This is a genomic window from Rhodococcus sp. YL-1, assembly GCF_001942025.1.
Taxonomy (GTDB): Bacteria; Actinomycetota; Actinomycetes; order Mycobacteriales; family Mycobacteriaceae; genus Rhodococcus_F; species Rhodococcus_F qingshengii.
Map to the genome: position 1 here is coordinate 2,408,002 of NZ_CP017299.1, position 25,188 is coordinate 2,433,189.

At 62.0% G+C, this 25,188-nt stretch carries 26 protein-coding genes; 13 read left to right on the plus strand and 13 right to left on the minus strand.

Annotation, left to right across the window (positions count from 1 at the left end; translation table 11 throughout):
• The first annotated feature begins 487 nt into the window (after positions 1-487).
• The gene (locus BH682_RS11285; RefSeq protein WP_075832908.1) at positions 488-1,603 is read left to right on the plus strand and encodes an NAD(P)/FAD-dependent oxidoreductase; all 1,116 of its coding nucleotides are present in this window, start codon (positions 488-490) and stop codon (positions 1,601-1,603) included.
• A gap of 10 nt (positions 1,604-1,613) precedes the next feature.
• On the opposite strand, the gene BH682_RS11290 is transcribed toward BH682_RS11285, so the two are convergent.
• The gene (locus tag BH682_RS11290; RefSeq protein WP_075832910.1) at positions 1,614-4,148 is read right to left on the minus strand and encodes an alpha/beta fold hydrolase; all 2,535 of its coding nucleotides are present in this window, start codon (positions 4,146-4,148) and stop codon (positions 1,614-1,616) included.
• 178 nt (positions 4,149-4,326) lie between these two features.
• Between BH682_RS11290 and BH682_RS11295 the strand changes: the two genes are divergently transcribed.
• From BH682_RS11295 to bluB, 3 genes are all read left to right on the plus strand, one after another.
• Positions 4,327-4,929, plus strand: a complete 603-nt coding sequence (locus BH682_RS11295; protein ID WP_007731307.1) for a lipocalin family protein — start codon at positions 4,327-4,329, stop codon at positions 4,927-4,929.
• A gap of 81 nt (positions 4,930-5,010) precedes the next feature.
• The gene (locus tag BH682_RS11300) at positions 5,011-6,063 is read left to right on the plus strand and encodes a CobW family GTP-binding protein (RefSeq protein ID WP_075832913.1); all 1,053 of its coding nucleotides are present in this window, start codon (positions 5,011-5,013) and stop codon (positions 6,061-6,063) included.
• Positions 6,060-6,689: a 5,6-dimethylbenzimidazole synthase gene (gene bluB, locus BH682_RS11305; RefSeq protein WP_007731309.1), complete on the plus strand. Its 630-nt coding sequence runs from the start codon at positions 6,060-6,062 to the stop codon at positions 6,687-6,689. Before BH682_RS11300 ends, bluB begins: the two co-directional genes overlap by 4 nt.
• A 14-nt stretch (positions 6,690-6,703) precedes the next feature.
• On the opposite strand, the gene BH682_RS11310 is transcribed toward bluB, so the two are convergent.
• The 4 genes from BH682_RS11310 to BH682_RS11325 all read right to left on the minus strand — a co-directional run bounded on the left by BH682_RS11310 (position 6,704) and on the right by BH682_RS11325 (position 10,995).
• Positions 6,704-8,143 (minus strand): DEAD/DEAH box helicase, encoded by a 1,440-nt coding sequence (locus BH682_RS11310; RefSeq protein ID WP_042450056.1) that lies wholly within the window; start codon positions 8,141-8,143, stop codon positions 6,704-6,706.
• 228 nt (positions 8,144-8,371) lie between these two features.
• Positions 8,372-8,785, minus strand: a complete 414-nt coding sequence (locus BH682_RS11315; protein ID WP_003944730.1) for a molybdenum cofactor biosynthesis protein MoaE — start codon at positions 8,783-8,785, stop codon at positions 8,372-8,374.
• Positions 8,778-9,764, minus strand: a complete 987-nt coding sequence (moaCB, locus tag BH682_RS11320; RefSeq protein ID WP_075832914.1) for a bifunctional molybdenum cofactor biosynthesis protein MoaC/MoaB — start codon at positions 9,762-9,764, stop codon at positions 8,778-8,780. The genes BH682_RS11315 and moaCB overlap by 8 nt, the downstream gene beginning before the upstream one ends.
• A 28-nt stretch (positions 9,765-9,792) precedes the next feature.
• Positions 9,793-10,995, minus strand: a complete 1,203-nt coding sequence (locus tag BH682_RS11325; RefSeq protein WP_003944714.1) for a molybdopterin molybdotransferase MoeA — start codon at positions 10,993-10,995, stop codon at positions 9,793-9,795.
• Positions 10,996-11,106: 111 nt separating this feature from the next.
• Here BH682_RS11325 and moaA point away from each other — a divergent pair, with 111 nt between their 5' ends.
• The 3 genes from moaA (at position 11,107) to BH682_RS11340 (ending at position 13,485) form a co-directional block, all read left to right on the plus strand.
• A complete protein-coding gene (gene moaA, locus BH682_RS11330) occupies positions 11,107-12,165 on the plus strand; it encodes a GTP 3',8-cyclase MoaA (protein ID WP_047271625.1) in 1,059 nt (352 codons plus the stop codon).
• Positions 12,158-12,415 (plus strand): MoaD/ThiS family protein, encoded by a 258-nt coding sequence (locus tag BH682_RS11335; RefSeq protein ID WP_003944706.1) that lies wholly within the window; start codon positions 12,158-12,160, stop codon positions 12,413-12,415. Before moaA ends, BH682_RS11335 begins: the two co-directional genes overlap by 8 nt.
• Before the next feature lie 314 nt (positions 12,416-12,729).
• Complete coding sequence (locus BH682_RS11340) at positions 12,730-13,485, plus strand: hypothetical protein (protein WP_075832915.1); 756 nt, start codon at positions 12,730-12,732, stop codon at positions 13,483-13,485.
• A gap of 25 nt (positions 13,486-13,510) precedes the next feature.
• On the opposite strand, the gene nadE is transcribed toward BH682_RS11340, so the two are convergent.
• On the minus strand, positions 13,511-14,335 hold the full coding sequence (nadE, locus tag BH682_RS11345; protein WP_003944695.1) for an ammonia-dependent NAD(+) synthetase: 825 nt from the start codon (positions 14,333-14,335) through the stop codon (positions 13,511-13,513).
• A gap of 68 nt (positions 14,336-14,403) precedes the next feature.
• Between nadE and BH682_RS11350 the strand changes: the two genes are divergently transcribed.
• Positions 14,404-14,958 (plus strand): nucleosidase, encoded by a 555-nt coding sequence (locus BH682_RS11350; protein ID WP_065352914.1) that lies wholly within the window; start codon positions 14,404-14,406, stop codon positions 14,956-14,958.
• A 19-nt stretch (positions 14,959-14,977) separates the two neighbouring features.
• Here BH682_RS11350 and BH682_RS11355 read toward each other — a convergent pair whose 3' ends face one another.
• Both BH682_RS11355 and BH682_RS11360 read right to left on the minus strand, forming a co-directional pair.
• Complete coding sequence (locus tag BH682_RS11355; RefSeq protein ID WP_054187783.1) at positions 14,978-15,757, minus strand: META domain-containing protein; 780 nt, start codon at positions 15,755-15,757, stop codon at positions 14,978-14,980.
• A gap of 35 nt (positions 15,758-15,792) precedes the next feature.
• Positions 15,793-16,392: a TetR/AcrR family transcriptional regulator gene (locus BH682_RS11360; protein WP_003944690.1), complete on the minus strand. Its 600-nt coding sequence runs from the start codon at positions 16,390-16,392 to the stop codon at positions 15,793-15,795.
• Positions 16,393-16,498: 106 nt separating this feature from the next.
• Here BH682_RS11360 and BH682_RS11365 point away from each other — a divergent pair, with 106 nt between their 5' ends.
• Complete coding sequence (locus tag BH682_RS11365) at positions 16,499-17,065, plus strand: NAD(P)H-dependent oxidoreductase (RefSeq protein ID WP_030534957.1); 567 nt, start codon at positions 16,499-16,501, stop codon at positions 17,063-17,065.
• 55 nt (positions 17,066-17,120) lie between these two features.
• On the opposite strand, the gene BH682_RS11370 is transcribed toward BH682_RS11365, so the two are convergent.
• Positions 17,121-17,948: a siderophore-interacting protein gene (locus tag BH682_RS11370; RefSeq protein WP_075832917.1), complete on the minus strand. Its 828-nt coding sequence runs from the start codon at positions 17,946-17,948 to the stop codon at positions 17,121-17,123.
• Between the two features lie 291 nt (positions 17,949-18,239).
• Here BH682_RS11370 and nrdH point away from each other — a divergent pair, with 291 nt between their 5' ends.
• From nrdH to nrdE, 3 genes are all read left to right on the plus strand, one after another.
• Complete coding sequence (gene nrdH / locus BH682_RS11375; protein ID WP_003944717.1) at positions 18,240-18,470, plus strand: glutaredoxin-like protein NrdH; 231 nt, start codon at positions 18,240-18,242, stop codon at positions 18,468-18,470.
• 82 nt (positions 18,471-18,552) lie between these two features.
• Complete coding sequence (gene nrdI / locus BH682_RS11380; RefSeq protein ID WP_003944767.1) at positions 18,553-19,032, plus strand: class Ib ribonucleoside-diphosphate reductase assembly flavoprotein NrdI; 480 nt, start codon at positions 18,553-18,555, stop codon at positions 19,030-19,032.
• Positions 18,990-21,173, plus strand: coding sequence for a class 1b ribonucleoside-diphosphate reductase subunit alpha (nrdE, locus tag BH682_RS11385; RefSeq protein ID WP_003944756.1), 2,184 nt, complete (start codon positions 18,990-18,992; stop codon positions 21,171-21,173). Before nrdI ends, nrdE begins: the two co-directional genes overlap by 43 nt.
• Before the next feature lie 62 nt (positions 21,174-21,235).
• Here nrdE and BH682_RS11390 read toward each other — a convergent pair whose 3' ends face one another.
• Positions 21,236-21,448, minus strand: a complete 213-nt coding sequence (locus tag BH682_RS11390) for a hypothetical protein (protein WP_003944723.1) — start codon at positions 21,446-21,448, stop codon at positions 21,236-21,238.
• A 12-nt stretch (positions 21,449-21,460) separates the two neighbouring features.
• Positions 21,461-22,378: an SPFH domain-containing protein gene (locus BH682_RS11395; RefSeq protein ID WP_003944699.1), complete on the minus strand. Its 918-nt coding sequence runs from the start codon at positions 22,376-22,378 to the stop codon at positions 21,461-21,463.
• Positions 22,379-22,548: 170 nt separating this feature from the next.
• Here BH682_RS11395 and nrdF point away from each other — a divergent pair, with 170 nt between their 5' ends.
• A complete protein-coding gene (nrdF, locus tag BH682_RS11400; protein WP_003944744.1) occupies positions 22,549-23,514 on the plus strand; it encodes a class 1b ribonucleoside-diphosphate reductase subunit beta in 966 nt (321 codons plus the stop codon).
• A 73-nt stretch (positions 23,515-23,587) separates the two neighbouring features.
• Here the strand turns inward: nrdF and BH682_RS11405 are convergent, their stop codons facing one another.
• Together BH682_RS11405 and BH682_RS11410 are read right to left on the minus strand one after the other, a co-directional pair.
• Positions 23,588-24,061, minus strand: coding sequence for an NUDIX hydrolase (locus BH682_RS11405; protein ID WP_058038596.1), 474 nt, complete (start codon positions 24,059-24,061; stop codon positions 23,588-23,590).
• A 66-nt stretch (positions 24,062-24,127) separates the two neighbouring features.
• The gene (locus BH682_RS11410; RefSeq protein ID WP_075832918.1) at positions 24,128-25,132 is read right to left on the minus strand and encodes an iron-siderophore ABC transporter substrate-binding protein; all 1,005 of its coding nucleotides are present in this window, start codon (positions 25,130-25,132) and stop codon (positions 24,128-24,130) included.
• Between the last annotated feature and the right edge of the window lie 56 nt (positions 25,133-25,188).

A 25,188-nucleotide genomic window follows, 5' to 3' on the forward strand; every position in this document is an offset into this window, starting at 1 on the left:
CCAGATCAAACCAGACCAACTGGACGCATTGTTCCGATAGGTGTGATCGACGTTGGCGGTCAAGACCATCGAGGCGCGCCCGTTATCGCCTGAGTGTGTCCTAGTGCTGTCCTAGGACACCCGATAACAGGTTCACACGCACTAGACACATGAGACGGAAAAGACTGAAAGCGTGGACATTTCGGAACGCACCGAACACAGGCTCACAGTTCTATTCACACTGGCAGTGTGGGGGTCAGGGGTTCGAGTCCCCTTAGCTCCACCCGAACAAATGCTCTGCACCAATCGGTGCAGAGCATTTGTTGTTTTCGAGCCAGTGTTGTGTTGTCGACCCTGTGTTTTTCGAGTCTCTATTGCATGCAGCACAGTTCTGCCTAGATGTGTCGACCGCCATAACGCCAGGGCGTCAATGTTCAATAACGTCCGCGATGAGGCCTGATCATCCCGTGCATTCTCAGCATGGGGACCGTTGGCGGAACGGAGAACCATGAGTGCACACGTGGTGATAATCGGGGCAGGATATGCGGGCGTCATGGCAGCGAAGCGACTGCTGAGAACTCGGTCGGACATCACGGTGACCGTCGTGAATCCGCGCCCACACTTCGTGCAAAGAATCAGGCTCCATCAGATGATCGCGGCTGGCTACGACGCGACGGTCTCGTTCGACAGGGCGCTACCGCGTGCGGCACACCGAGTCTTCGGAGAGGTGACGACGATCGAGGCGGCGCTCGGCAGGCTCACCCTCGACGACGGCAGCGTGCTCGACTACGACTACTTGGTCTACGCAGTCGGAAGTAGGCAGTTACCCAGCACTATTGCCGCGGCGGCGGAGCACGGGTTCAGCGTCTCCGAATTCGAGGACGCGGTTCGCCTCGAATCCAGACTGGCGACACTCGACGGGAAGGCTACGGTCTGCGTTGTCGGCGGCGGTCTCACCGGAATCGAGACTGCCGCAGAATTGGCTGAGCAGCGAAGCAGCCGAATCACTTTGGTGACCGGAGGAATCGTGGCCCCGGATCTGTCAGAGCGTGCGCGATCTGCAATTCTCAGAACATTGACCGATCTTGGGGTCGACATCGTCACCGAATCCCGGGTGACGCGGATCGACGGTTCGTCCTGCGAGCTTGCGGGAGGCGCACGGGTGGAGGCAGATTGCACGATTCTCGCGACAGAATTCGGGGTCCCCGATCTGGCGCGCCGAAGTGGCCTTCCCGTCGACGGTCTCGGTCGTCTGAAGGTCGACGACCGACTCGAATGCTCGTCCCACCCCAACATCGTCGGTGCGGGTGATGCGGTCGCAGTCGGTGATCTTTTACTGAGGATGAGTTGTCAGGCTGCGATTCCCTTGGGAGTCCATGCGGCCGAGACGATCCTGCATCGACTCGAAGGTTCCGCGCCGCGCCCGGTGGCTCCGAAGTTCGCAGGCCGGTGCATCAGTCTCGGAAGGCGGCGAGGTGTGTTCCAGCGGACCACTCGTGTCGACAACGCAACGGGCATGTTCGTCGCAGGCAGGGCGGGTGCGTTCGTCAAGGAACGAGTGTGTTCGTCGACGACCGACTGGGCACTCACTCCCCGCCGCTCTTTCTTCTACAGCTGGACATGAGCAGCGCTGGTCACGCTCGATCACAGACTCGATCGATGATCGCCGCAGTCTTGCGGACGTACGGTTGGCGGACGACGTCTTCGTGGCACGCGTCGACGTCGTCGAAATCCAGTGAGCCCGTGGCAATGAGTGACCAGATCTCGCGTCCACGGTTGTTGGTGGCCCCACGGATCACGGTGACGGGCGCGGCGCATGCTCGTATCCGATGCTTCCGGAGCGCCTGGCCTCCGATGTAGAGGAACACGGTCCACTGGGTGGCCGGCGGGTACTGCAGAATGCCGGCGAACAGCGTGCGGATCCACATGGCCGCGACGGTGCGTCTGGTCGGCTTCCAGCGGGCATTGGTGGATGGTTGTGGTGCAAGGTCGACGATCGACGGATCCAAAGTGATGCCCGCTCGACCAGCCAGTCGTACGGCAGCCTCGGTGGAGATTCTGGTGTCGAGAACGGTGACGTGTTCGACAGTGTCACCTGACTCGGACAGCTGTGTCGCCATTTCCAGCGCCACGTAGCCGCCGTACGAGTATCCGGCGAGGAGGTATGGCCCGGTGGGCTGAATCTTCTTGATTTCGAAAATGAAACGGCGGGCGCTTGCTTTCACCGACCGGTCGGGTAGTCCGCGAGATTCGAAGCCGTGTGGCTGAAGTGCGTAAACCGGCCGATCGGTGTGAAGCGCTTTCGACAAGGTGGACAGCGTCGTCGATGGGCACCCCGCTCCGTTCATGATGAACAGCGGTCGCCCGGAGCCTTCGAGCTTCAGTGGCACCATCGTGTTGTGACAGACGCGATCATCGGGATCGATTCTGCGCCGATCCACCAGCGCTGCAAGGCCTTTGACGGTACTGGCGGCCGCGAACTCCGCCGCCGTGATCTGGATCCGGAACATGTCGTGAATCTTTGCCACCACTTCGGTTGAAGCAAGCGAATCGCCGCCGAGTTCGAAGAAGTCGTCCTCACGGTCGATGGAGTCGATACCGAGAATCGACTCCCAGATCGAGGACAACCACAATTCGGCGGGCCCGGCGAGAGTCGGTGGAGTGGACCGCACCTCGACGGAGGGCAGCGCTGTTCGATCGACCTTTCCTCTTTCGTTGCGGGGCAACGCCGGCATCAGAACAAAATGTCGGGGGAGCATCCAGGCCGGCAGATATGTCGCCAATTCGCGCCGCATCTCGGCGCCCGACCGTGCCATCACGGCTTTGGTCAGGACCACGTAGGCGACGATCTCCGGTCGATCGTTCTCGAGGACGACGGCCACGAAAACATCGGCGACGCCTGGAATTCGACGAATATGCGCCTCGACTTCCATCGGCTCCACCAGGTAGCCCCGAATCTTGACGGCGTCGTCGACGCGTCCCCGCAGTTGCAGTTCTCCGCGTTCGTCGATGCGGCCCCGGTCACCGGTCCGGTAGATGCTCACTCCGTCGCCCAGTCGCGTGAATCGTGTTGCAGTTCGATCCGGGTCGCCGTGGTATCCGTCGGCAAGATCACTGGAGACAACCTGAATCTCTCCGATCTCTCCGTCGGGGAGAGGCACGCCGTTCACATCGACGATCTGTACGTCCTTGCCGTCGCGAGCACGTCCGGCGGGTACCACTCCGACGGGTAGTTCGGAATGTGGTGGGAACGCGTTGTACGCGACGACACCGGTCTCGGTGGTGGCCAGCCAGTTGACGTACGTGACGCGAGCGAAGCCGTGACTGCGATGGCGCGCGTAGTCCTCGCCGTGAACTGCTTCTCCGTACGTTACGACGACGCGTAGGGAACCGATCGAATCATCATTTGCTGCATCGCAATCGAGATCCGACCACGCCCGCAGAAAGGACGGCGCACAGTGCGTGGTCGTGATCGAATTCTCGATCAGCCAGTCGTCGATTCCCGAGACGCCGTCGATACGTGGATCCCAGCAGAAGACCGTGACTCCGTTCATCAGGCCCATGATCAGGGCCGTGATTCCGGCTCCGAAACTGACGGGCAACAGGTTCCCGATGTGATCATCGGGTCGCAGGTCGATTGCTGCGGCAAGTTCGTCGGCCTTGTTCAGGCACATGGAGTGGCTCAACACGACTCCCTTGGGCGCCCCGCTGGTGCCTGACGTGAACGCGATCATGGCAGGGTCGGAACTCGATGGTTCCAGCGCGCTGTCGAATCTGAAGCCCGTCGCAGCAGACTCGTCGAGTATCGACTGCAGCGCGACGGCGCCCGAGGTGCTCATGATGTGCGCTCGGCGGGCCTCGGGGAGTTGTGGGTCGATCATGACCAAGGGCCGACCGGAAATCAGAGTGGCGAGGATGGCGGGCACCGACTCGGCCGTTGGTTCGAGATCGACCGCAACCGGGCGTGCCCCGTGTGACCCACGTAGGCGAAGTTCGCGGACCAATGCGTCGGTTCGGAGTTCGAGTTCGGCGAAAGTGATCCGGTCGCGCGGAGTCACGACGGCAACGGCGTCGTGCTGCATAGAGGTGACTCGGCGCCACCTCGACTCGATCGTCTCGTCGATGACTGCATAGCGAGTGCGTTCTAGACCTAAGTCGACAACCTTCATCACAGTAGCTCCGTCCGACTTTCAGCTATCTTTTAGCAAAGACTACATAAGGTTTGTGAAGTAGGTCCATAACAAACCAAAAGTAGTTTTACATACCGCCCCATCCTCCAGTCCGTCAGCTCCGAATGCCTTGAGGAACCAATGCCGATCGAGCGTTGTACAGACGAGGAGCAGTGACATGAAGTGGTCGGGGCGAAGTGCGATTGCGATTGCGGGAGTGTGCGCCGCAGCGACGATGTTTTCGGGAACCGCGCAGGCGAGCCCAATCTGGGAACCCTTGCAGCCGGTGGCGAACCTGGACGTCGCGCGCTACGTAGGGGAATGGAACCAGGTGGCGGCGATTCCTCAGCCCTTCAACCTCGCGTGCGCGAAGGACACCCGGGCGAGTTACGGGATTGTCGATTCCACGAACGTGAGCGTGAAGAACACGTGTACGACGTGGACCGGTCAAGCCAACGAGATCGTCGGGAATGCCCGAGTTACCGATCCAGCAACGGGTGCCCAGTTGCATGTGAGCTTCCCCGGGGTGCCCTCACAGGAAAGCTTGGACGGCCCACCCAACTACATCGTCACCTACATTGCCGACGACTATTCGTGGGCACTGGTGGGCGATCCGCTCAGGCTTTCCGGGTTCGTGCTCTCACGGTCGGCGGTCATCGACGCGGCAGGCTGGAGTGAGATCCGCCGGGTCGCCGAATCCCGTGGATACAACGCATGCACGATCCTGACGTCACCGACCACCGAGGGCACGTCGGACATCCGTCCGCTCTGCACGGTGTGAGTCTGCTGTCAGCGTGAACCTTCCGGAGCCACACTCCACTACGATCACTGATCGGTACGTGTGGTTTCGGAAGGTTGTGTGGTGGCGAAGAAGCAGATTCCCGTAATAGTCGTCGCAGGCTTTCTCGGTTCGGGCAAGACGACGCTGCTCAACCATCTTCTGCGTAACAACGACGGTGTACGCATCGGCGTGATCGTCAACGACTTCGGCTCCGTCAACATCGACTCGATGATGGTCGCCGGTCAGGTCGATTCGATGGTCTCTCTCAGCAACGGCTGTTTGTGCTGCGCTGTCGACGTCTCGGACATGGACGAGATGCTGAACAAGTTGGCGCACCGGCAGTCCGGGATCGACGTGATCGTCATCGAGGCCAGCGGGCTTGCCGAGCCGCGGAACATGATTCGACTCGTCCTCGGAAGTGAGAACCCGTCTGTCGTCTACGGCGGCTTGGTGGTCCTGGTCGACGGAGCCAATTTCTCCACCGTTCGCCGCGAACATCCCGAGCTCGATCAACATGCCCGCCTGGCAGACCTGGTGGTAGTCAACAAGATCGACAGCGTTCCGGTCGCCGAACGCGAGCGATTCACGGCCGAAATTCGTAAGTTGAATCCGCGAGCGCCGATGGTGGAAACCTCGCACTCGCGGATAGACCCCGCTCTGTTGTTCGATACCGGCGAGGTGACCCCTCCGGCTCCGGGCGATCAACTGAGCCTCGACGAGCTCCTGCGCGACGGGCACGACGACGATCACGAGGACGGCTCGTGTCATCACGATCACCTGCACCACCGCTACGAATCGGTTGATTTCGCATCGGAGACGCCTCTCGATGCCAGGGCCTTGACGCACTTTCTCGAGAATCAGCCGTCGGGTGTTTACCGCATCAAGGGCTTCGTGAACTTCGAGATTCCGGGCTACACAGGAAAATTCGAGATCCAATCGGTGGGTGATCATGTCCGGATCACGCCGCTGCGATGGAAGTCGGGCGAACCTCGAACCACGCAACTGGTCGTGATCGGTACCGGGATGGATTCGGGGGCGGTCGGCAGCGCGCTCCGCGCCTGCGTGCGCGAAGAAACGGTCGAACCGCACCCCGACGCCATGCTGGGATTGCACCGCTATACCGTCGGGGCGTGAGTGAATCAGCTGTATCCGTGTACGAAGCGATTCGGCGACGGCGAGACGTTCGCGCCGAGTTCTCGGGAGAGATCGTCCCCGACGAAACTCTGATGCGCATTCTCGACGCCGCCCATCGCGCGCCGAGCGTGGGAAACACGCAACCGTGGGATTTTGTCGTCGTTCGTAATCCGGAGACGCTCGACACCTTCGCGGCACACGTCGCCGATGCCCGGGTGAAATTCGCGCAATCCTTGCCCGAGGATCGCCGCTCGACGTTCGACCCCATCAAGATCGAGGGAATCGCCGAGAGTGGTACCGGCATCGTCGTCACTTACGACCCGTCGCGCGGTGGCCCGAACATCCTCGGCCGTCATACCGTCGACGACACCGGGCTGTTCTCGGCGGTGCTGGCAATTCAGAATTTGTGGCTCGCCGCGGTAGCCGAGGAGATCGGCATCGGCTGGGTTTCGTTCTACGACGAGAAGTACCTCACCGAACTCATGGGCATTCCGTCACCCGTTCGCCCCATTGCGTGGCTGTGCGTCGGCAAGGTGACCGAGTTTCAACAGGTTCCGGATCTCGAACGCTTCGGATGGCGACAGCGCCGGCCACTGGCCGACGCTGTCCATTACGAAACCTATTGAGTTGTACCGGTGGCCTAGCGTGCGGGACGGCCACCGGTGGAGCCTGCGGTGCGAGCGCCGCCGCCGGTGCGGGGACGGCGAGCGCCACCACCGGCATGTTCCTGACGGGCAGCTCCGCCGGTGCGAGCACCGCGTGACTGACCGCCCTGTCCGGAGCGAGCCTGACCCGAACGTGCTGCGCCGCCGCGTCCACCCTGGCCGGCGGGACGCTGTCCGCGTCCACCGTTGGGCTGGGCAGGAGCCTTCGGAGCCGGCGTGACGTGCGGTGCGATGTCGCCGACCAACTTGACGACGTGCTCGGAGTTGGCAGTCGAACGGACCGGGGTCACCTTGATGGCTGCCTTGCGCATGAGGATCGCAAGATCCTTACGCTGCTCGGGCAGAACCACGGTGACCACGTCGCCGGCGCTGCCTGCGCGAGCGGTGCGACCACTGCGGTGCAGGTAAGCCTTGTGCTCGGCCGGCGGATCGACGTGGACGACCAACTCGACGTCGTCGACGTGGACGCCACGCGCTGCGACGTCGGTGGCGACGAGGACGCGCGCTTCACCGGCGGAGAATGCCGCCAGGTTACGGTCGCGAGCAGCCTGCGAGAGGTTGCCGTGAAGGTCAACGGACGGGATGCCCGACTCGGTGAGCTGGCGAGCCAACTTGCGAGCCTGGTGCTTGGTGCGCATGAACAGGATGCGACGACCGGTACCGGAAGCGAGCTTCTCGACCAGAGCCTTCTTGGCTTCGACGCCGTCGACGTCGAACACGTGGTGCGTCATTGCGGCGACGGGGGAGTTGGCCTCGTCGACCGAATGCATGACCTCGTTCTTGAGGAAACGCTTGACGAGCTTGTCGACGCCGTTGTCCAGCGTTGCCGAGAACAGTAGACGCTGCCCGTCCTGCGGGGTGGACGAGAGGATGCGGGTGACGACGGGCAGGAAGCCGAGGTCGGCCATGTGGTCGGCCTCGTCGAGCACGGTGATCTCGACGGCGTCGAGACTGACGAACTTCTGCTTCATGAGGTCTTCGAGGCGACCGGGGCAGGCGACGACGATGTCGACTCCGGCCTTGAGAGCCTGAACCTGGCGGTGCTGCGAGACACCACCGAAGATCGTGGTCACGCGCAAGTCGTATGCGGCGGCCAACGGTTCGAGGGTTGCGGTGATCTGGGTGGCGAGCTCACGCGTCGGTGCGAGCACCAGGCCGAGCGGTCGACCCGGACGACGCTTTCCTCCGGACAGTTCGCCGGCGAGGCGGGAGACCATGGGGATGGAGAACGCGAGGGTCTTGCCGCTTCCGGTCTTTCCGCGGCCCAGTACGTCGCGCCCCGAGAGAGTGTCGGGGAGGGTGTCGATCTGGATCGGGAACGGAGAAGTGATTCCGCCGTCTTCGAGAGCTTTCACCAGCGGTGCGCGCACACCGAGGGCTGCGAAGGTGGTAGCGGGCGTAGAGATGTCAGACAAGTGTGTTCAGAGCCTTTCGGGCACGTGTTCGTGCCCGGATGCCGACACGGGAATTAACCGGTCGAACAATCAAGCACAGTGGTGGCGGCGCTGCCGGTCGGCAGGCTTCTTCGCCGTAAGAAGAGCGGGTGCATTGAGCACTCAGCAAGAAAATTTGCGTTCTACGACGCTGGATGCCCGATTTCAGGCACCTAGTGATCGCAACTCTACCTTCCCGGAGCGTTCGACCTACAACCCGACCCATTCGGAGACGCCGTTCGCGAAGTGTTGCCGCTTCCAGATCGGTACCTCGTGCTTGATGCGCTCCACCAGTTCGGCGCACGCGGCAAACGCCTCCGCTCGATGCGGCGCGGCGACGGCGGCGACCAGCGCGAGATCACCGATCTCGAGGTGACCGACGCGATGGATCGCAGCAACCGGCAGGCCGGTCGAGGCCGCAACCTCTTGGCAGCACGTCTCGAGGAAGCGTTCGGCATCCGGATGCGCTTGGTACTCCAACGCCGAAACCGCTTGACCTCCATCGTGATTGCGCACCGTTCCCGTGAACACCACAACAGCGCCGTTCTTCGGACCGGCAACGGCGGCGTCGACGGTGTCTGCGTGAATCGGTTGCTCGGAGATCCGAGCCAGTAGCTCACTCATCGTGCGCTCCTCCGCCTGCGACCTGCGCGAGCAGGTGATCGATGATGGGTTCGAGGACGGCGAGACCGTCCTTCACTCCACCGGGAGAACCCGGAAGATTGACGATGACCGTCGTACCTGTGAGACCTGCCACACCGCGGCTCAGTGACGCGTGCGGGGTCTTCTCGAGGCCCTTGGTCCGGATCGCTTCTGCGACGCCGGGCAACTCACGGGTCAAGACTGCCCGGGTAGCTTCCGGGGTGGCATCCGTGGGGGAAGCACCGGTGCCGCCGGTGCTGATGACAAGCGACGGGGAGCCCTCCTTGGCGTCAGCGATGCCCGCCGCGATGTCTGCGTCGGCGTACACAAGCGGTCCACGCACCTCGAAGTCCCGCTCGCGTAGCCAGGCTGCGATCGTCGGCCCGGTGGTGTCGGGTCTGGTGCCGTTCGCACCGCCGGTGGAAGCCACGAGGACGGTCGCGGACCGTGCCGAGGTGAAGGTGTGCGCCGGAGCTGTCTGTGCGTTCTGAGTGTCGCGGGTCCAATGTCCGCGCTTACCACCGTCTTTGGTGAGCAGACGAACACCGTTCATGGTAGCTCCGGGGTCCACCGCTTTGACCATGTCGTGCAAGGTCAGGCCGGCTACCGCGACGGCGGTGAGTGCTTCCATCTCGACGCCGGTCTGTCCGCGAGTCTTCGCCGTCGCCTCGACGGTGATCGATGTTTCGGTGAACCCGAATTCCACCTTGACCGACGAGAGCGCGAGTTGATGACACAGCGGGATCAGTTCGGAGGTCTTCTTCGCACCGGCGATTCCGGCGATGCGCGCGGTGGTGAGGACATCAGCCTTGGGCATGCCGTCGGCGCGGACGAGGCGAACTACCTCGGCGGTCGTGACGAGTTCGCCGGCGGCGACGGCGATACGCGTCGTCTCGGCCTTGGCGCTGACGTCGACCATGCGCGCTCGGCCCTCGCTGTCGACGTGTGTCAATTCGGTCATCAGTGTCCTTTGAATCAGATCGAGTGAATCAGATCGAGGAAGTCGAGAGCGGGACGACGTCGACGAGATCGCCCGCGCCGAGCTCGGTCACGGCGGCGGGGATGTCGATCAGGACGTCGGCCCACGCCATGGCTGCAACAAGGTGCGATCCGGGTCCGGCAACGAGTTCGATTCCGTCCGCAGTTCTGCGTGCCCGCAGGAACTGCCGCTTGCCATCCACCGAACGCAGCGGTGCAGTAAGTGGCAGCCGTTCGCGCGGGATCTCGGGCAGACCCGCGGCCCGGCGCAGTTCGCCGCGGGCGAAGACCTCGAACGAGACCATCGTGCTGACCGGGTTGCCCGGGAAGCTCAGTACCGGCACTTCGTTCACCACTGCAGTGCCTTGCGGACCGCCCGGCTGCATTGCGACGTGGCCGAAGTGTGCTCCCAGAGGCGTGAGAGTTTCCTTCACCACCTCGAAGTCGCCCATGGACACTCCGCCGGAGGTGAACACCAGATCAGCGACCGAGGTTGCGTACGAGAGCAATTCGCGGAACTCGGCGGGGTCGTCGCTGCTTCGGGCGACGGATACGACATCGGCGCCGTTGGCTTCGGCCAATGTTGCCAAAGCTGGACCGTTGGAATCGTAGATCTCACCGGGTTCGAGAGTTGTTCCGGCACTTTTCAGTTCGGCGCCCGTCGTAATTATCGCGACCCGTGGCTTCGTGTAGGTGTCGAGCGAGGCCAGGCCCACAGCACTCAGCGCGGCGATATGGCGAGGTTCCAAGTGCGTTCCGGCCGTGACCAGTAGCATTCCGGCGGTGATGTCGCTGCCACGTTCGCGTACGAATTCGCCTACCGACCTGCCCCGTTCGATCGTGACGACGTGCTCGGTGACACCCGTTGTGTCCTCGACCGGAACAACGGCGTCGGCACCCTCGGGGAGCGGAGCACCGGTCATGATGCGAAATGCCGATCCTGGAAGGTGTTTCGGTGGTTTTCCGCTTCCAGCGGCGATCACGCCTCGAACCGTCAGTGTGGTCGGAACCGAGGCCACAGAAGCAGCATCGACGGCATACCCGTCCATCTGCGAGTTGCGGAAGAGTGGCAGGTCTACCGGCGATGCGATATCCGAGCAAGTTATGCGCCCCAACGCTTCTGCCGTCGGAACTGCCGTCGGAGAGAGGGTGTGCAGGCCGGTGAGCAATCCGGAGATGTGCGACGCGTGTTCCTCGACCGAACGCGCGCTCATGACAGTAACCTCGACAACCTCGACATGTTTTGATCCTAGGCGGTGTGGTCCGTCCGACACACGGAGTACGGCTTTCGGTCATACTGGAGCAATACGGAAGTTGGTGAAGTGATGACAGTGGTCTCGATGGGAATTCCCACCGTGCGGTTCGACGCTGCCTCCCTCGCCGGTCGTCCCGAGACGGATCTCCTGGTCGACAGGTTCGGGCGTGTTGCCAGAGATCTGCGAGTCTCGATCACCGAGAAGTGTTCACTTCGTTGCACGTATTGCATGCCGGAGGAAGGCTTGCCGGCCATCGCTGCGGAAGATCTTCTGAGTGCCGACGAGATCATTCGAGTAGTCGGAATCGGCGTCGAACGAGTCGGTATTCGCGAGGTGAGATTCACCGGCGGCGAACCGCTGATGCGTAGTGACCTCGAAAAGATCATCGGGGGGTGCGCCGCGCGCGTGCCAGGAATTCCACTTTCCATGACTACCAACGCCGTTGGGCTCGAACATCGTGCCGCAAAGCTGGCTGCAGCTGGTTTGACTCGCGTGAATGTTTCCCTGGATTCGGTTGATCGCGCCCATTTCGCTGAATTGACGCGTCGAGACAGGTTGCCGTCCGTTCTCGCGGGAATTCGAGCGGCAGCTGCGGCCGGGCTCGCGCCACTGAAGATCAATGCGGTGCTGATGCGTGAAACGCTCCACGGCGCGGCGGATCTTTTGCAGTGGTGCCTCGAAGCCGGCGTCGAATTGCGCTTTATCGAGCAAATGCCTCTGGACGCAGACCATGCATGGGCACGCGAGAACATGGTGACCGCGGCTGAATTATTGTCCGTTTTGGGAAGCCGTTTCGAATTGGAAGCAATCGGCCGTGAAGATCCGTCGGCTCCTGCCGAAGAATGGCGTGTCGACGGGACCACGATGACGGTAGGGATCATCGCTTCCGTGACCCGCTCGTTCTGCAGTGAATGCGATCGGACGCGAATGACCGCAGAGGGAACAATTCGGTCATGTTTGTTCAGTGACCGTGAAGTTGATCTGCGTGCCGCGCTCAGGGCCGGAGCAAGTGACGACGAACTAGCGGATTTGTGGCGCGGTGCGATGTGGAACAAGTGGGCTGGGCACGGCATCGACGCCGCGGACTTCGTTCCGCCGGAAAGAAGTATGGGAGCGATTGGTGGCTGATCCGCATTCGATCTCGGTTCGTTACTTTGCTGCTGCAGCGGATGTATCCGGTTGCCGTAGCGAGGTAGTCGCCATCTCGCCTGACAACACACTTGCCGAGTTGGTGGCGGTGCTGGTCGGGCGATACGGACCGGAGATGGAGCGAGTGCTGTCGGTCTCGGCTTTCCTCGTCGGTGACGAGTTGACCCGCGACGTCTCTCGAGCCTCCGGTAGCGCTGTCGATATTCTTCCGCCTTTCGCTGGAGGCTAGTCCGAGAATTGCCGGCGTAGCTATTTGTGGGCTGCCGACGTATTATCCTTTTTCGGTTTGCCGGTCCAAATATTCATATCTTGATCACTCCAGCTCAAGTGGCATCTATCTCCGTTTTCTCCATTGTTGGTCAATTGTCCAGCATTGGTCGTTTTGTTTAGTTTCTCCTACTTTTGGGGGAGCGAATGCACTTCGAATTGCCAAGGTGAATTGTCATCTGTTTGGATGACAAAAGAAATACCTTCGCTGTTGGTAATTGTCGACATGTGTTAATTTTGGCGCAATTCCACTCGGGATATGTGAAAGGTATTTCAATGTCGATTAATTCCACGCGCCGTGTCGGAGTCGTCGTAGCACTCCTCGGGGCAGCTGCACTCACCGCTCCGGCAATTGCTACTGCGCTTCCGTCCACCGGTTCTCTCGACTCTTCTGCGCCGGAAGCCTCCTGCTCGACCCTGTCCACCGAAGCGACGCCGAACGGTTGGGGCATCCCGTTCACCGACGAGAAGGATCAGACCGCGTCGTACTCGGCCGACAACGTTCTCGACAAGGACGGTTCACTGAAGCTGGCCGTCGACGGTACCGGCGATCGTTCGGTTTCCTACCATTCGGCCGGCGGTATCAAGTTGTCCGACGCAGTCGGCAAGGCGATCGGCTTTGCCGAGCGCGCCGCCACGCCGACTGCGGCGTTCCAGCTCCGCCTCACCGGAACGACCGGCGGAAAGTTCGAGAACGGATTCACCACCCTGGTGTGGGTCCCGGGACCCGACGCCACGCCGACGGCTGACGGCGGCGTTCACGCGGATCTCCAGAAGGGCGTGTGGTGGAGCACTCAAAACATCGACGGCGCCAAGGACCGCGTGTCAGTGCCTTTGGCTGACATCGTCGCCGCGAACCCGAACGCGGTAGTCGACCACTACGGCGTCAGTGTGGGCACCGGTTCCGCCGCCACGTCGACGCTGGTCGATGCAGTGCAGTTCAACGGATGCACCACCAACTTCGCGAAGAAGGATCCGGCTTCGGGAACGGGTTCGCTGGGCGACGTCTTCGGCAGCCTGTTCGGTAGCTAGTCGCTGGTAAGAGCTCTGGTAGGAGTTACTTCCACCAGTCATCGAGGGGTGTGACCGGCACCGTGCGCTTGTGACGAGTGTTGGTGAACATCTTCTCGAGCTTCTCGGCTACCTCGGAGGAAACGTCCTTTCCTTCGAGGTAGTCGTCTATCTGTGAGTACGTGACGCCGAGGGCAACTTCGTCGGGTAGCGCGGGTCGGTCGTCCTCGAGGTCGGCGGTCGGCACCTTGCGCCACGTGCTCTCGGGTGCGCCCAATTCCTGCAGCAATGCAGCGCCCTGGCGTTTGCTCAAGCCGGTGAGCGGCGTGATGTCGACACCGCCGTCACCGAATTTCGTGAAGAAGCCGGTAATCGCTTCTGCGGCGTGGTCGGTACCGATCACGAGGTAGCCGAGCTGACCGGCAATCGCATACTGGATGACCATTCGTTCGCGCGCCTTGATGTTGCCGCGGACGAAGTCGCGTAGTTCGCCGTTTCCCAGCGCCTCGGAGGCCTCACGGGCCGTCGCGTCGGCGCCAGGCTTGACGTTGACCGTGAGAGAGCGGTCCGGCTTGATGAAGCCGAGCGCGATCTGAGCGTCGGATTCGTCGGCCTGAGCGCCATAGGGGAGTCGAACGGCGACGAACTCGGCCTCGTGGCCTTCTTCGCGAAGTTCCGTGACCGCGCGTTGGGCGAGGGCTCCGGCGAGCGTGCTGTCCTGACCGCCGCTGATTCCCAGAACGAACCCTTTGGCGGGGGTCGAGCGCACGTAGTCCTTCAGGAACTGGACTCGCGCGCGAACCTCCGCTGCGGCGTCGATTGTCGGCTTTGTGCCGAGTTCTTCGATGATGCTTTCACGCAGTGTGGCCATGAATGGACTCTAGCGATGTGAGCAGGCGCGTGCAGTGCCACCGTATCCGGGGCGGTACGGTCGCGCACATGAGTGCGAACAACGTTCTGGTGGTCAGTGCGACGAAGTCGGAAGCGGCATACGTGCCGCAAGGATGCGAACTGCTGATCACGGGGATTGGAAAGGTCAGTGCTGCAACAGCAGTCGCCTCTGCTCTCGCGCGGTACGAGCGGGATGATCTGCCGCTGGTCGTCAACATCGGGACAGCCGGTGCGCTGCACGCGCACCACGGCGGCCTCTATGTTCCCGGCGTCGTCATCAATCACGACATCAGCAGCACCGCGATCCGAGCGCTGGGGCACGACGTCGCGGACCGTTTGGTGCTCGCCGGCGGTGACGACTCGGTGTTGGCGACCGGCGACGCATTCATCGCCGACGCTGCAACCCGGGACGCCCTTGCACAGCGAGCCGATCTGGTCGACATGGAGGGGTTTGCCATCGCATTCGCCGCGCAGGCTGCGGGTGCTACCTGCCGACTCGTCAAACACGTCAGCGATCACGCGGACGACTCGGCCTTGGACTGGCCCGCGATGATCGATGCCAGCGCCCGCGAGTTGGGGCGCTGGCTGCTTGACAACGTCTGATCGAGCCTGCAGCGTCTGGTCAAGCCTGCGCAGTCAGTATCAATCCGGTGTCGTCGGGCTTGCGCAGGGTCAGCGTGTCGGCGTCGACGGTGTAGCTCACTTCGCCGTCGAGCACCGCCAGGATCTGGCGCTCGATGTCCATGTTCTCCTCGGGGCAAGCCATACGCGTGGTTGCCATCGGCGTGAACGTGACTGTGGTGTCGGACGTCTGGGCGCTTCCGGTCATGCGATTGCATCCGGTGCTCCCGCTGACCGAACCGTCTGCGGCAATCGTCAGTTCGGGAGCTGACGTCTCCAGAGCCAGGCTCGTACTGATCGCATCGGGACTGATGAGGGACGTGACAGTCCACGTCGTGCCCTGCAGCGGTCGATCCGGCGTGACGATTTTTTTGTCCTGCAGGGTGACTGTGGCGTCCTTCGATGTCAGGACGAGGGTGTCGCCGTCGAGGCTCCACGCCGGCGCGGCGGTCAGCAATGTTGTTGTCCAGGAGTCGGATTCGGCGATGCCGGGAGGGCAGCCCATCATGGTCGACGCCATGGTGCCGGTGGTCAGCTTGCCGTCGGTGAACTCGACCGAACCGTTTGCCGTGTTGCATCCGGCGCTCGCGGACACTCGACCGGCCTGGCTGAAGTCGAGAGTCAGCGGGCCGCCGCCGGGAATTTGTGTTCCATCCACGGAGGTCGAGATGAACACACGACCGGAGGGATCCGTCTTGTCCTCGGGGGAGTCGGACGAAGCGGAGCAACCGCTTACCGCGGCGATGGTCAGGAGGCCGATGACGGCAGCTGCGATGCGCATGGGCTCACATTAAGTGGTGGGACGGATCGGGGGAGTCAACATCGAGTAACGCGCCGGGCAAGGTCTTCCCAGCCGGCGGCCAGACGCTCGGTGGTCATCCCGAGATCGCGCACCTGATGAAGGACGAGCGACGCTTCGAGTGGTGCCAACAGTGCTGAAGCGAGCAGATCGAGGTCGCCCTCGACGCCGGCTCCTCGAAGAAGCCCGATGACGTGAGCGATGCCGAGCGCCCGGGCCGGACCGCCGAAGCGGTATTCAGGAGCGTTTTCCGCTGCTCGGAGGACTTCGCCCTGTACTTCCACCATGGCAATCCGGGCTCGTCCGAACGCGATGAGGCGCTCGATCGGCGGCGCGCCCGGACCCAACGGTGGGGGGCCGAACATGAATGCCTGCTGCAGTTCTCGCTCGGTGTGATCGAGCAGTGCCTGCATCAGTCCCGATCGATTGCCGAAGCGCCGAAAAACTGTGCCCTTGCCCACACCGGCCCGGCACGCGACAGCATCCATCGTCACCGCGTCGACACCTCGCTCGGCAACGAGGAGGGCTGCGGCGTCGAGCAGAAGTACGCGGTTACGTGCTGCGTCACCGCGCTCGACCGGCGCGGCGCCGATCTGGGGGAGGGGGATTGCGCTCACGGAATCAGGTTACAGGGCCGGGGAATGTAAGTGGACCGCGGTCCGTTTAGTTGATATAACTTTCAACCGGAGCCACCAACCGCACCACTCTCGAAGGAAACTCGCTATGTCACAGACCAATGTTCTCGTTCTCGTCGGCAGCCTGCGCGCCGGATCCGTCAACCGCCAGCTTGCCGAGACGGCTGTGTCCGCCGCACCCGAGGGTGCCACGCTGACGGTCTTCGAAGGCCTCGCCGACGTCCCCTTCTACAACGAAGACATCGACGTCGAGGGTGCTTCAATCCCCGCTGTCGACGCACTGCGCTCTGCTGCGAGCGACGCGGACGCGTTCCTGCTCGTCACCCCCGAGTACAACGGCACCATTCCCGCAGTTCTGAAGAACGCCATCGACTGGATCTCGCGTCCGTACGGTGTCGGTGCAGTCAAGGACAAGGCTGTCGCAGTCATCAGCGCTTCGCCCAGCGGCAACGGCGCCAAGTGGGCACACGAAGACACCACCAAGGCAGTCCGTATCGCCGGCGGCAAGGTCGTCGAGGACACTGCACTGAGCATCGGTGGAACCGGCGCACTGTTCGGTGAGCTGCACCCGCGTGAGAACGCAGAGGTGCTCGCTCAGGTCTCCAAGGTCGTCTCCGACCTCGTCGACGCCGGCAAGCAGCTCGTCAACGCGTAATCCGTTTCACGAATGAGGGCCATGCCGGAAGGTGTGGTCCTCACTCGTATGCGCGCTAGAGCCCTTCGCGTTCCATCGCGTCGTCGACCGCGTCGCGAACCGACTCGAAATCCTTGCCGGCCATCATCGCTTCGCCCATCGCAGCATCGATACGGTCGGCGACGGCGGCGTACCGACGCTCCCAGTTCTCCTTGTCCTCCCGCCAGTAACCCATCACGTGCATGCGGTTTGCCGGGATTTCCCATGTTCGACGCAGGTGGGTGCGGATGCGTCTGGCGGCCGCGGCCTCGACTGCACACCAGATGTAGCCCTCGCCGGGGGGCAGGGCAGCGCCGGCCAATTCGGCGAGCAGCGAGTCCGATTCCTCGATCCATCGGTAGTGAGCGTCGGCGCGCGTCGTGAACGTCTGCCGTTCACTCGGCGCGGGTACCTGCGCGATGACGTGGATCGGTAGACCGTCGGGTGCTTCTTCGAGAATTCGCCCGATCGCGGGCAGGGCGGCGTGATCGGCGACCATCAGCAGCCAGTCGCAACCTGCCGGCGGCGTGAACCACCCGCTCGCCGTCGAGAGGTGAACGGTCTCGCCCGGTTGCGCAGTCGCGGCCCAGAGTGCCGCGCCGCCGTGGCCGTGGAGAACGAAGTCGATCTCCAGTTCGTTCTTCGACGGCTGCCAGCGCCGGACCGTGTAACTACGGGCGTGAGGGGGATCGAGGGGGAATCTGACGAGCACCCGTTCGTCGGGGCTCCCGCTCGTCTCGAAGTCGCTCAGGCCCTCCCCACCGAAGGTGATTCTGCGCATCAACGGTGTCACCTGCTGTGTTCTCGTCACGGTTGCCTCGTGGCGTGGAGCCTCGTCCTTCGGGGGTGTTTCCACGACGCTCATGGTAGGTCCGTGGCGCGGCTCCGAGAGGCTGGCGAGCACAAAAAGAAACTGTGACGCGCGACACGCCGACGCGCCGGGAAATGAAGGCGCTGAACTGGGGCGACCTGGGAATTCCAACGATGTGACTCACAACATCTCGCGTTATGTGTTTCTGTCGGCCACTAGGTGTAGTGTCTTGAGCACTGAGAGACCACAACGCGGAACGCCTTGAGCGAGACTCCGGCAATCGGTCGTATCGGTGCTGAACATCACTACATCGGCCTTTGTTGGCTAAGCGAAAGAGGGACTCTCATGAGCATCACCGTCTACACCAAGCCCGCTTGCGTTCAGTGCAATGCCACCTACCGCGCCCTGGACAAGGCCGGTCTCGAATACAACGTCATCGACATCACCGAGGATGCCGAAGCCCGCGACTACGTCATGGCTCTCGGGTACCTCCAGGCACCCATCGTGGTTGCCGGTGAAGATCACTGGTCGGGCTTCCGTCCCGATCGCATCAAGACCCTGACCGTCGCTGCTTGAAGCGCCGCAGTGTCGGCGGTGGACACCTCCGCCGACACATCTGAGTAGTTCCGGGCACCGTACAAGAAAATGGTGACAACCGATGACTTCGCTGGTCTATTTTTCCAGCGTGTCGGAGAACACCCACCGATTCGTTCAACGTCTCGGCCTGCCTGCGACACGTATACCTATCCATGACCGTGACGGCTCATTTCGTGTAGACGAGCCCTATGTGCTGATTCTGCCCACCTATGGTGGCGGGGTCACCGTGACAGGGCGCGACACCAGTTATGTACCGAAGCCGGTCATTCGTTTTTTGAACAATCCACACAACAGGTCGTTGATCAGAGCAGTGATCGCGGCGGGAAACACCAATTTCGGTGAGTCCTTTTGCTATGCAGGAAACATCATTTCCCAGAAATGCCACGTTCCTTTTCTATACCGGTTCGAACTCATGGGCACTGCCGAGGACGTCGACCGGGTACGAGAAGGCTTGGGGGAGTTCTGGAATCATCTCGAAACAGAGAAGGAGCACGGGCAGTGGCGCCAACCATCACTGACACGATCGCGGCAGGAAGCGTAGAGCGTGATGCGCGCGGCGGCGATTCCACCAACGGTCTCGACTACCACGCACTCAACGCCATGCTCAACCTGTACGGCGCCAACGGTGAGATCCAGTTCGAGATGGATGTCGCTGCAGCCCGTCAGTACTTCTTGCAGCACGTCAACCAGAACACCGTGTTCTTCCACAACCTCGACGAGAAGCTGGACTACCTCGTCGAGGAAAACTATTACGAGCCCGAGGTTCTCGATCAGTACTCACGTACTTTCGTGAAGTTCCTGATCGATCACGCGTACGCCAAGAAGTTCCGCTTCCCGACGTTCCTGGGTGCATTCAAGTACTACACCTCCTACACGCTCAAGACCTTCGACGGTAAGCGCTACCTCGAGCGTTTCGAAGATCGTGTCTGCATGGTTGCGCTCACCCTGGCCGCAGGCAACGAAGACCTGGCCGTCGAACTCGTCGACGAGATCATCGCCGGACGCTTCCAGCCCGCCACCCCGACGTTCCTGAACTCGGGCAAGAAACAGCGCGGTGAGCCCGTGTCCTGCTTCCTGCTTCGTATCGAAGACAACATGGAGTCCATCGGTCGCTCCATCAACTCGGCACTGCAGCTGTCCAAGCGCGGTGGCGGAGTTGCCTTGCTGCTCACCAACGTTCGTGAGCACGGCGCCCCGATCAAGAAGATCGAGAACCAGAGTTCGGGTGTCATCCCGATCATGAAGCTTCTCGAGGACTCGTTCTCCTACGCCAACCAGTTGGGTGCGCGTCAGGGCGCCGGTGCTGTGTACCTGCATGCGCACCACCCCGACATCTACCGGTTCCTCGACACCAAGCGTGAGAACGCCGACGAGAAGATCCGTATCAAGACGCTCTCACTCGGCGTCGTGATCCCGGACATCACGTTCGAACTGGCGAAGAAGAACGAGGACATGTACTTGTTCTCGCCGTACGACGTCGAGCGCATCTACGGAGTTCCGTTCTCCGACATCAACGTCTCTGAGAAGTACTACGAGATGGTCGACGACAAGCGAATTCGCAAGTCCAAGATCAAAGCTCGCGAGTTCTTCCAGACCGTCGCCGAATTGCAGTTCGAATCGGGCTACCCCTACATCATGTTCGAGGACACGGTGAACCGGGCAAACCCGATCGAGGGCAAGATCACGCACTCGAACCTGTGCTCGGAGATCCTGCAGGTTTCGACGCCTTCACTGTTCAACGACGACCTGTCCTACTCGAAGGTCGGCAAGGACATCTCCTGCAACCTGGGTTCGCTGAACATCGCGAAGACCATGGACTCGCCCGACTTCGCCAAGACCATCGAAGTGTCGATCCGCGGATTGACGGCAGTGTCCGACCAGACGCACATCTACTCGGTGCCGTCGATCGAGCAGGGCAACAACGACTCTCACGCCATCGGCCTCGGTCAGATGAACCTGCACGGATACCTTGCTCGTGAGCGGATCTTCTACGGCAGCGAAGAAGGCATCGACTTCACGAACATCTACTTCTACACCGTGCTCTTCCACGCACTGCGTGCGTCGAACAAGATCGCCATCGAGCGCGGCTCGTACTTCAAGGGTTTCCCGGAGTCGAAGTACGCCTCGGGTGAATTCTTCGACAAGTACACCGATCAGGCTTGGGAGCCGGCAACCGACAAGGTTCGCGGACTCTTCGCCGATGCGAAGCTGCACATCCCCACCCAGGACGACTGGCGTGAGCTGAAGGCTTCGGTTCAGAAGCACGGTATCTACAACCAGAACCTTCAGGCCGTCCCGCCGACCGGCTCGATCTCGTACATCAACTACTCCACCAGCTCCATCCACCCGGTGGCGTCGAAGATCGAGATCCGCAAGGAAGGCAAGATCGGCCGCGTCTACTACCCGGCGCCCTACCTGACCAACGACAACCTGGAGTACTACCAGGATGCCTACGAAATCGGGTACGAGAAGATCGTCGACACCTATGCTGCCGCAACGCAACACGTCGACCAGGGCCTGTCGCTGACGCTGTTCTTCAAGGACACCGCAACCACTCGCGACATCAACAAGGCGCAGATCTACGCGTGGCGTAAGGGCATCAAGACGCTGTACTACATCCGTCTGCGTCAGATGGCACTCGAAGGCACCGAGGTAGAGGGCTGCGTTTCCTGCATGCTGTAAAGGGCTCCGCCCCCCGTGCGCCTTTTCGGTAGTGGTTACTACCGAAAAGGCGCACAGGGGTATCAGGCCGGCGGGCGGCCGGGACCGTGCATCTTGCCGGCGTTCTTCGGCATTCGACCGTGCTCGGTGAGTGCGCGCCGAAGGAGAAACTCGATCTGGGCGTTGGTACTTCGGAGATCGTCGGCGGCCCAGCGGGCGAGGGCGTCGTGTACCGCTGGGTCCAACCGAAGAAGGATCTTCTTACGCTCGGATCGCGGAGCTGGATCCGTGGCCATGTGGCCTTTCCTTTACTGGTAGAGCGAACCGGTGTTGAGCACCGGTTGTGCGTCGCGGTCGCCGCACAGCACGACCAGAAGGTTACTGATCATCGTGGCCTTGCGTTCCTCGTCGAGTTCGACGACGTGCTTTTCCTCGAGCTGCTTGAGTGCCATGTCGACCATGGACACCGCGCCTTCGACGATTTGCTTGCGGGCGGCTATCACAGCACCCGCTTGCTGGCGCCGAAGCATCGCGCTGGCGATCTCCGGTGCATACGAGAGCCTGTTGATGCGTGTCTCGATAACTTCGACACCCGCCGCACGCACGCGGGCGTGAACCTCCTCCGACAAGGTGGTGGTGATGATATCGGCGTTCTCGCGCAACGAGACTCGGCCTTCGGCGTCGTACGGGTAGCTACCGGCGATATGGCGGACGGCCGCCTCGGTCTGTACGGAGACGAACTCCTCGTAATCGTCCACCTGGAACGAGGCGAGCGCTGTGTCGGCCACCTGCCAGACGACCACCGCCGAGATCTCGATGGGATTGCCGTCGGCGTCGTTCACTTTCGCCTGACCGGTCTCATGGTTTCGGATGCGCGTCGAGATCGATCGACGGACCGTCAGCGGATTTGTCCATCGCAGTCCCGGCGTGCGCAAGGTGCCGCTGTACGAGCTTCCGAGAAGTTGCAGAACTCGGGCTTGATTCGGTTGCACCAAGGTCAGGCCCATCAGGAGGGGGAGTGACGCGATGAACAGCACCACTCCGACCGGAATCAGGGCGAAGAGTCCCAGAACTCCGCCAACGACGGACAGCGCGATTCCGGCCAGGAAGAGAAGGACGCCGCCGAGGAGCATCCAGCTGCCGGACAGGTCCCAGCCTGGGCGTTCGGCGATCGTTGTGGTGGCGACACCGGTCGGTTTCTCGGCCACGGTGGGTGTGCTGGTCATGCGACACTCGCTTTCCATCGGTAAGTGATATTTAATTGATATCACATTTTTTGTACTCGTGGAGGGGCGCGTGCGACACATGTTGTTGTGTTGGCATCGCGGACCCGACACAACGGGTAGTGTTCAGGCAAGCCAACATTCGGCAGTATCTCTCTCGCTAGGTAGGAATTATGGTCAAGCTGGTCAGTCGCGTTTCCGCCATCAACTGGAATCGCGTCCAGGACGAGAAGGACGCCGAGGTATGGGATCGCCTCGTCAGCAACTTCTGGCTGCCCGAAAAGGTGCCGGTCTCCAACGACATCCCGTCCTGGGGAACGCTGACCGCGCAGGAGCAGCAGCTCACCATGCGCGTCTTCACGGGCCTGACGCTGCTCGACACCATCCAGGGAACCGTCGGCGCCGTCAGCCTCATCCCGGACGCGATCACTCCCCACGAAGAAGCGGTGTACACCAACATCGCCTTCATGGAATCGGTGCACGCGAAGAGCTACAGCTCTATCTTCTCGACGCTGTGCTCCACCCCGGACATCGACGACGCGTTCCGCTGGTCGGAGGAGAACCCGAACCTGCAGCGCAAGGCGCAGATCGTTCTCGACTACTACAACGGTGAGTCGCCGCTCAAGCGTAAGGTCGCATCGACGCTCCTCGAGAGCTTCCTCTTCTACTCCGGCTTCTACCTGCCGATGTACTGGTCCTCGCGAGCCAAGCTCACCAACACCGCAGACCTCATCCGCCTCATCATCCGCGACGAGGCCGTGCACGGGTACTACATCGGCTACAAGTACCAGAAGGGTCTCGAACAGCTCACCGAGGCCGAGCGTGAAGAGCTCAAGAACTACACGTTCGAGCTGCTCTTCGAGCTCTACGAGAACGAGGTCGACTACACCCAGGACCTCTACGACGGCGTCGGTCTGACCGAGGATGTCAAGAAGTTCTTGCGCTACAACGCCAACAAGGCGCTCAACAATCTCGGCTACGAAGGCCTCTTCCCGAAGGATGAGACGGACGTCAATCCGGCTATCCTGTCGGCACTTTCACCGAATGCGGACGAGAATCACGACTTCTTCTCCGGCTCGGGTAGCTCCTACGTCATCGGCAAGGCCGTCAACACCGAAGACGACGACTGGGATTTCTAGAGAGCGACCTACACGCCGAAGCCCGACTCCTGCACACGCGGGAATCGGGCTTCGGCCGTGTATTGAGAGCGGGCTAGCGCTGAAACCACGCTTCCGGCTTGTCCAGCAACGCTTTTGCGAGGCGCAGACGCGAGGTTTCCGTCATGTCCGAAGGCAATCCGCTCGGCGCGAACCACGCGACCTCGAGGTTTTCGTCGTCCGCCACGTGTGCATCTCCGCCGGTCCACCTGGCCAGGAAACACACGTCGAGGTACTGAGTCACGTCGCCGTTGGGGTACGTAATGGGCTCTGTGACATCGACACTCGTGATCCGAACCAATTCGGCGTCGACGCCGGTTTCTTCCTTCGCCTCGCGCACCGCCGCCGCCGACGGTTCCTCCCCAGGCTCGAGAACGCCGGACACGACGGCCCACTGACCGTTGTCGGCGCGGCGGGTGAGCAGGACCCGACCGTCGTCGTCGCGGATCACGACGCTCACTCCGGACAGCCAGAGCGGCGCATGACCGACCTTCTCGCGCAAAGCGACAATGAATTCCGGGATCGGCATGATCAGAACCCGACCGTCACAGTTGTGGCGAGCCGCCTCGAATGTGGGAGTTGTGGTTCGTTCCGGTCAGCTCGCATATCCGTTCAAGGTTCCCTTCAAGTCCGCCAATACGGCACGGGCAGAAGTCATCCCGTTTCCGTTCCAGATGTCGTCTTCCGCTACGAACACACGTCGGTCTGTGGCAGCGGCGAGGTCCTGCCACTGGTCGCTCTTCATGATCTCGGTGCCGTAGGTACGGCCGTTCGGCCCGTCGAAGAGTACGTAGATCAAGTCCCCTTCGGCGGCGCTGAGATCGTCGGCCGGAATCGGTGCCGTGGTCGCATCGGTCAATCGCTGCGCCGGTGGGCGCCGGACGCCGACGTCGCTGAGTATCTGTCCGGCGAAGGATGCAGGGCCCTCGATCTGCAGGTCCTTCGAACCGAACCGAACCACTGATGCCTGCGTCTGCGATGCATTCAATGCGTCGCCGAGCTGCACGACGTCCTGCTGGTAGCGGTCGAGCTCCGTCGCAGCCGCGGACGAACGGCCCAGTGCCTGGCCGGCGAGGGCGAACTGCGCTTTCCAGTACACGGGATCCGAGCCCGCGAACACGGTGGGGGCGATGGCGTCGAGTTGCCCGTACAAGCCGTCGGACGCCGGACTGGACCCGAGGATCAAGTCCGGCGCGGCGGCCTTCACGGCGTTGACGTCAGGTGCGCTCACGGGGCCGACACTCGGAATCTCCGAGATGCCGAAACCCAGGTACGACGGTTGAGGTGAGTCGACACCGGTCGCGGCGCCCACTACCCGCTCCCACAGGCCGAGGGCGCACACGGCGTCCATCGAGACGCTGTCGAGGACCACAATCCGTTGGGGATCGGAAGGAACCTCGGTTTCACCCGCAGTGTGTACGACTCGACGCTTCACCCCGGGGCCCGCTCCCGGGTCGGCTTGCGTCGGCGTCGGGCACGCGGTGGCGGTGTCGCGTTCGATGCCCATCACGCCGGCACCGGCGATCGACGTAGTGGTCCGGACGATGGTGCTCGCCGGATCGTCCGACGAGTCGGACGAGCAACCACCGAGGACGAGCATCGTGGCGGCGATCCCCAGGATCGAGACACGACGAACGGACGTGCAGGCGGTCGTGC

Coding starts and splice junctions, on each gene's coding strand:
- BH682_RS11285 (WP_075832908.1), top strand. CDS start 488: ATGAGTGCACACGTGGTGATAATCGGGGCAGGATATGCGGGCGTCATG.
- BH682_RS11405 (WP_058038596.1), bottom strand. CDS start 24,061: ATGCCGATCCCGGAATTCATTGTCGCTTTGCGCGAGAAGGTCGGTCAT.
- BH682_RS11355 (WP_054187783.1), bottom strand. CDS start 15,757: ATGCGCATCGCAGCTGCCGTCATCGGCCTCCTGACCATCGCCGCGGTA.
- moaA (WP_047271625.1), top strand. CDS start 11,107: ATGACAGTGGTCTCGATGGGAATTCCCACCGTGCGGTTCGACGCTGCC.
- BH682_RS11350 (WP_065352914.1), top strand. CDS start 14,404: ATGAGTGCGAACAACGTTCTGGTGGTCAGTGCGACGAAGTCGGAAGCG.
- BH682_RS11290 (WP_075832910.1), bottom strand. CDS start 4,148: ATGAAGGTTGTCGACTTAGGTCTAGAACGCACTCGCTATGCAGTCATC.
- moaCB (WP_075832914.1), bottom strand. CDS start 9,764: ATGACCGAATTGACACACGTCGACAGCGAGGGCCGAGCGCGCATGGTC.
- BH682_RS11295 (WP_007731307.1), top strand. CDS start 4,327: ATGAAGTGGTCGGGGCGAAGTGCGATTGCGATTGCGGGAGTGTGCGCC.
- nrdF (WP_003944744.1), top strand. CDS start 22,549: ATGGTCAAGCTGGTCAGTCGCGTTTCCGCCATCAACTGGAATCGCGTC.
- BH682_RS11390 (WP_003944723.1), bottom strand. CDS start 21,448: ATGGCCACGGATCCAGCTCCGCGATCCGAGCGTAAGAAGATCCTTCTT.
- BH682_RS11395 (WP_003944699.1), bottom strand. CDS start 22,378: ATGACCAGCACACCCACCGTGGCCGAGAAACCGACCGGTGTCGCCACC.
- nrdH (WP_003944717.1), top strand. CDS start 18,240: ATGAGCATCACCGTCTACACCAAGCCCGCTTGCGTTCAGTGCAATGCC.
- BH682_RS11370 (WP_075832917.1), bottom strand. CDS start 17,948: ATGAGCGTCGTGGAAACACCCCCGAAGGACGAGGCTCCACGCCACGAG.
- nadE (WP_003944695.1), bottom strand. CDS start 14,335: ATGGCCACACTGCGTGAAAGCATCATCGAAGAACTCGGCACAAAGCCG.
- BH682_RS11315 (WP_003944730.1), bottom strand. CDS start 8,785: ATGAGTGAGCTACTGGCTCGGATCTCCGAGCAACCGATTCACGCAGAC.
- nrdI (WP_003944767.1), top strand. CDS start 18,553: ATGACTTCGCTGGTCTATTTTTCCAGCGTGTCGGAGAACACCCACCGA.
- BH682_RS11365 (WP_030534957.1), top strand. CDS start 16,499: ATGTCACAGACCAATGTTCTCGTTCTCGTCGGCAGCCTGCGCGCCGGA.
- BH682_RS11410 (WP_075832918.1), bottom strand. CDS start 25,132: ATGCTCGTCCTCGGTGGTTGCTCGTCCGACTCGTCGGACGATCCGGCG.
- BH682_RS11340 (WP_075832915.1), top strand. CDS start 12,730: ATGTCGATTAATTCCACGCGCCGTGTCGGAGTCGTCGTAGCACTCCTC.
- BH682_RS11325 (WP_003944714.1), bottom strand. CDS start 10,995: ATGAGCGCGCGTTCGGTCGAGGAACACGCGTCGCACATCTCCGGATTG.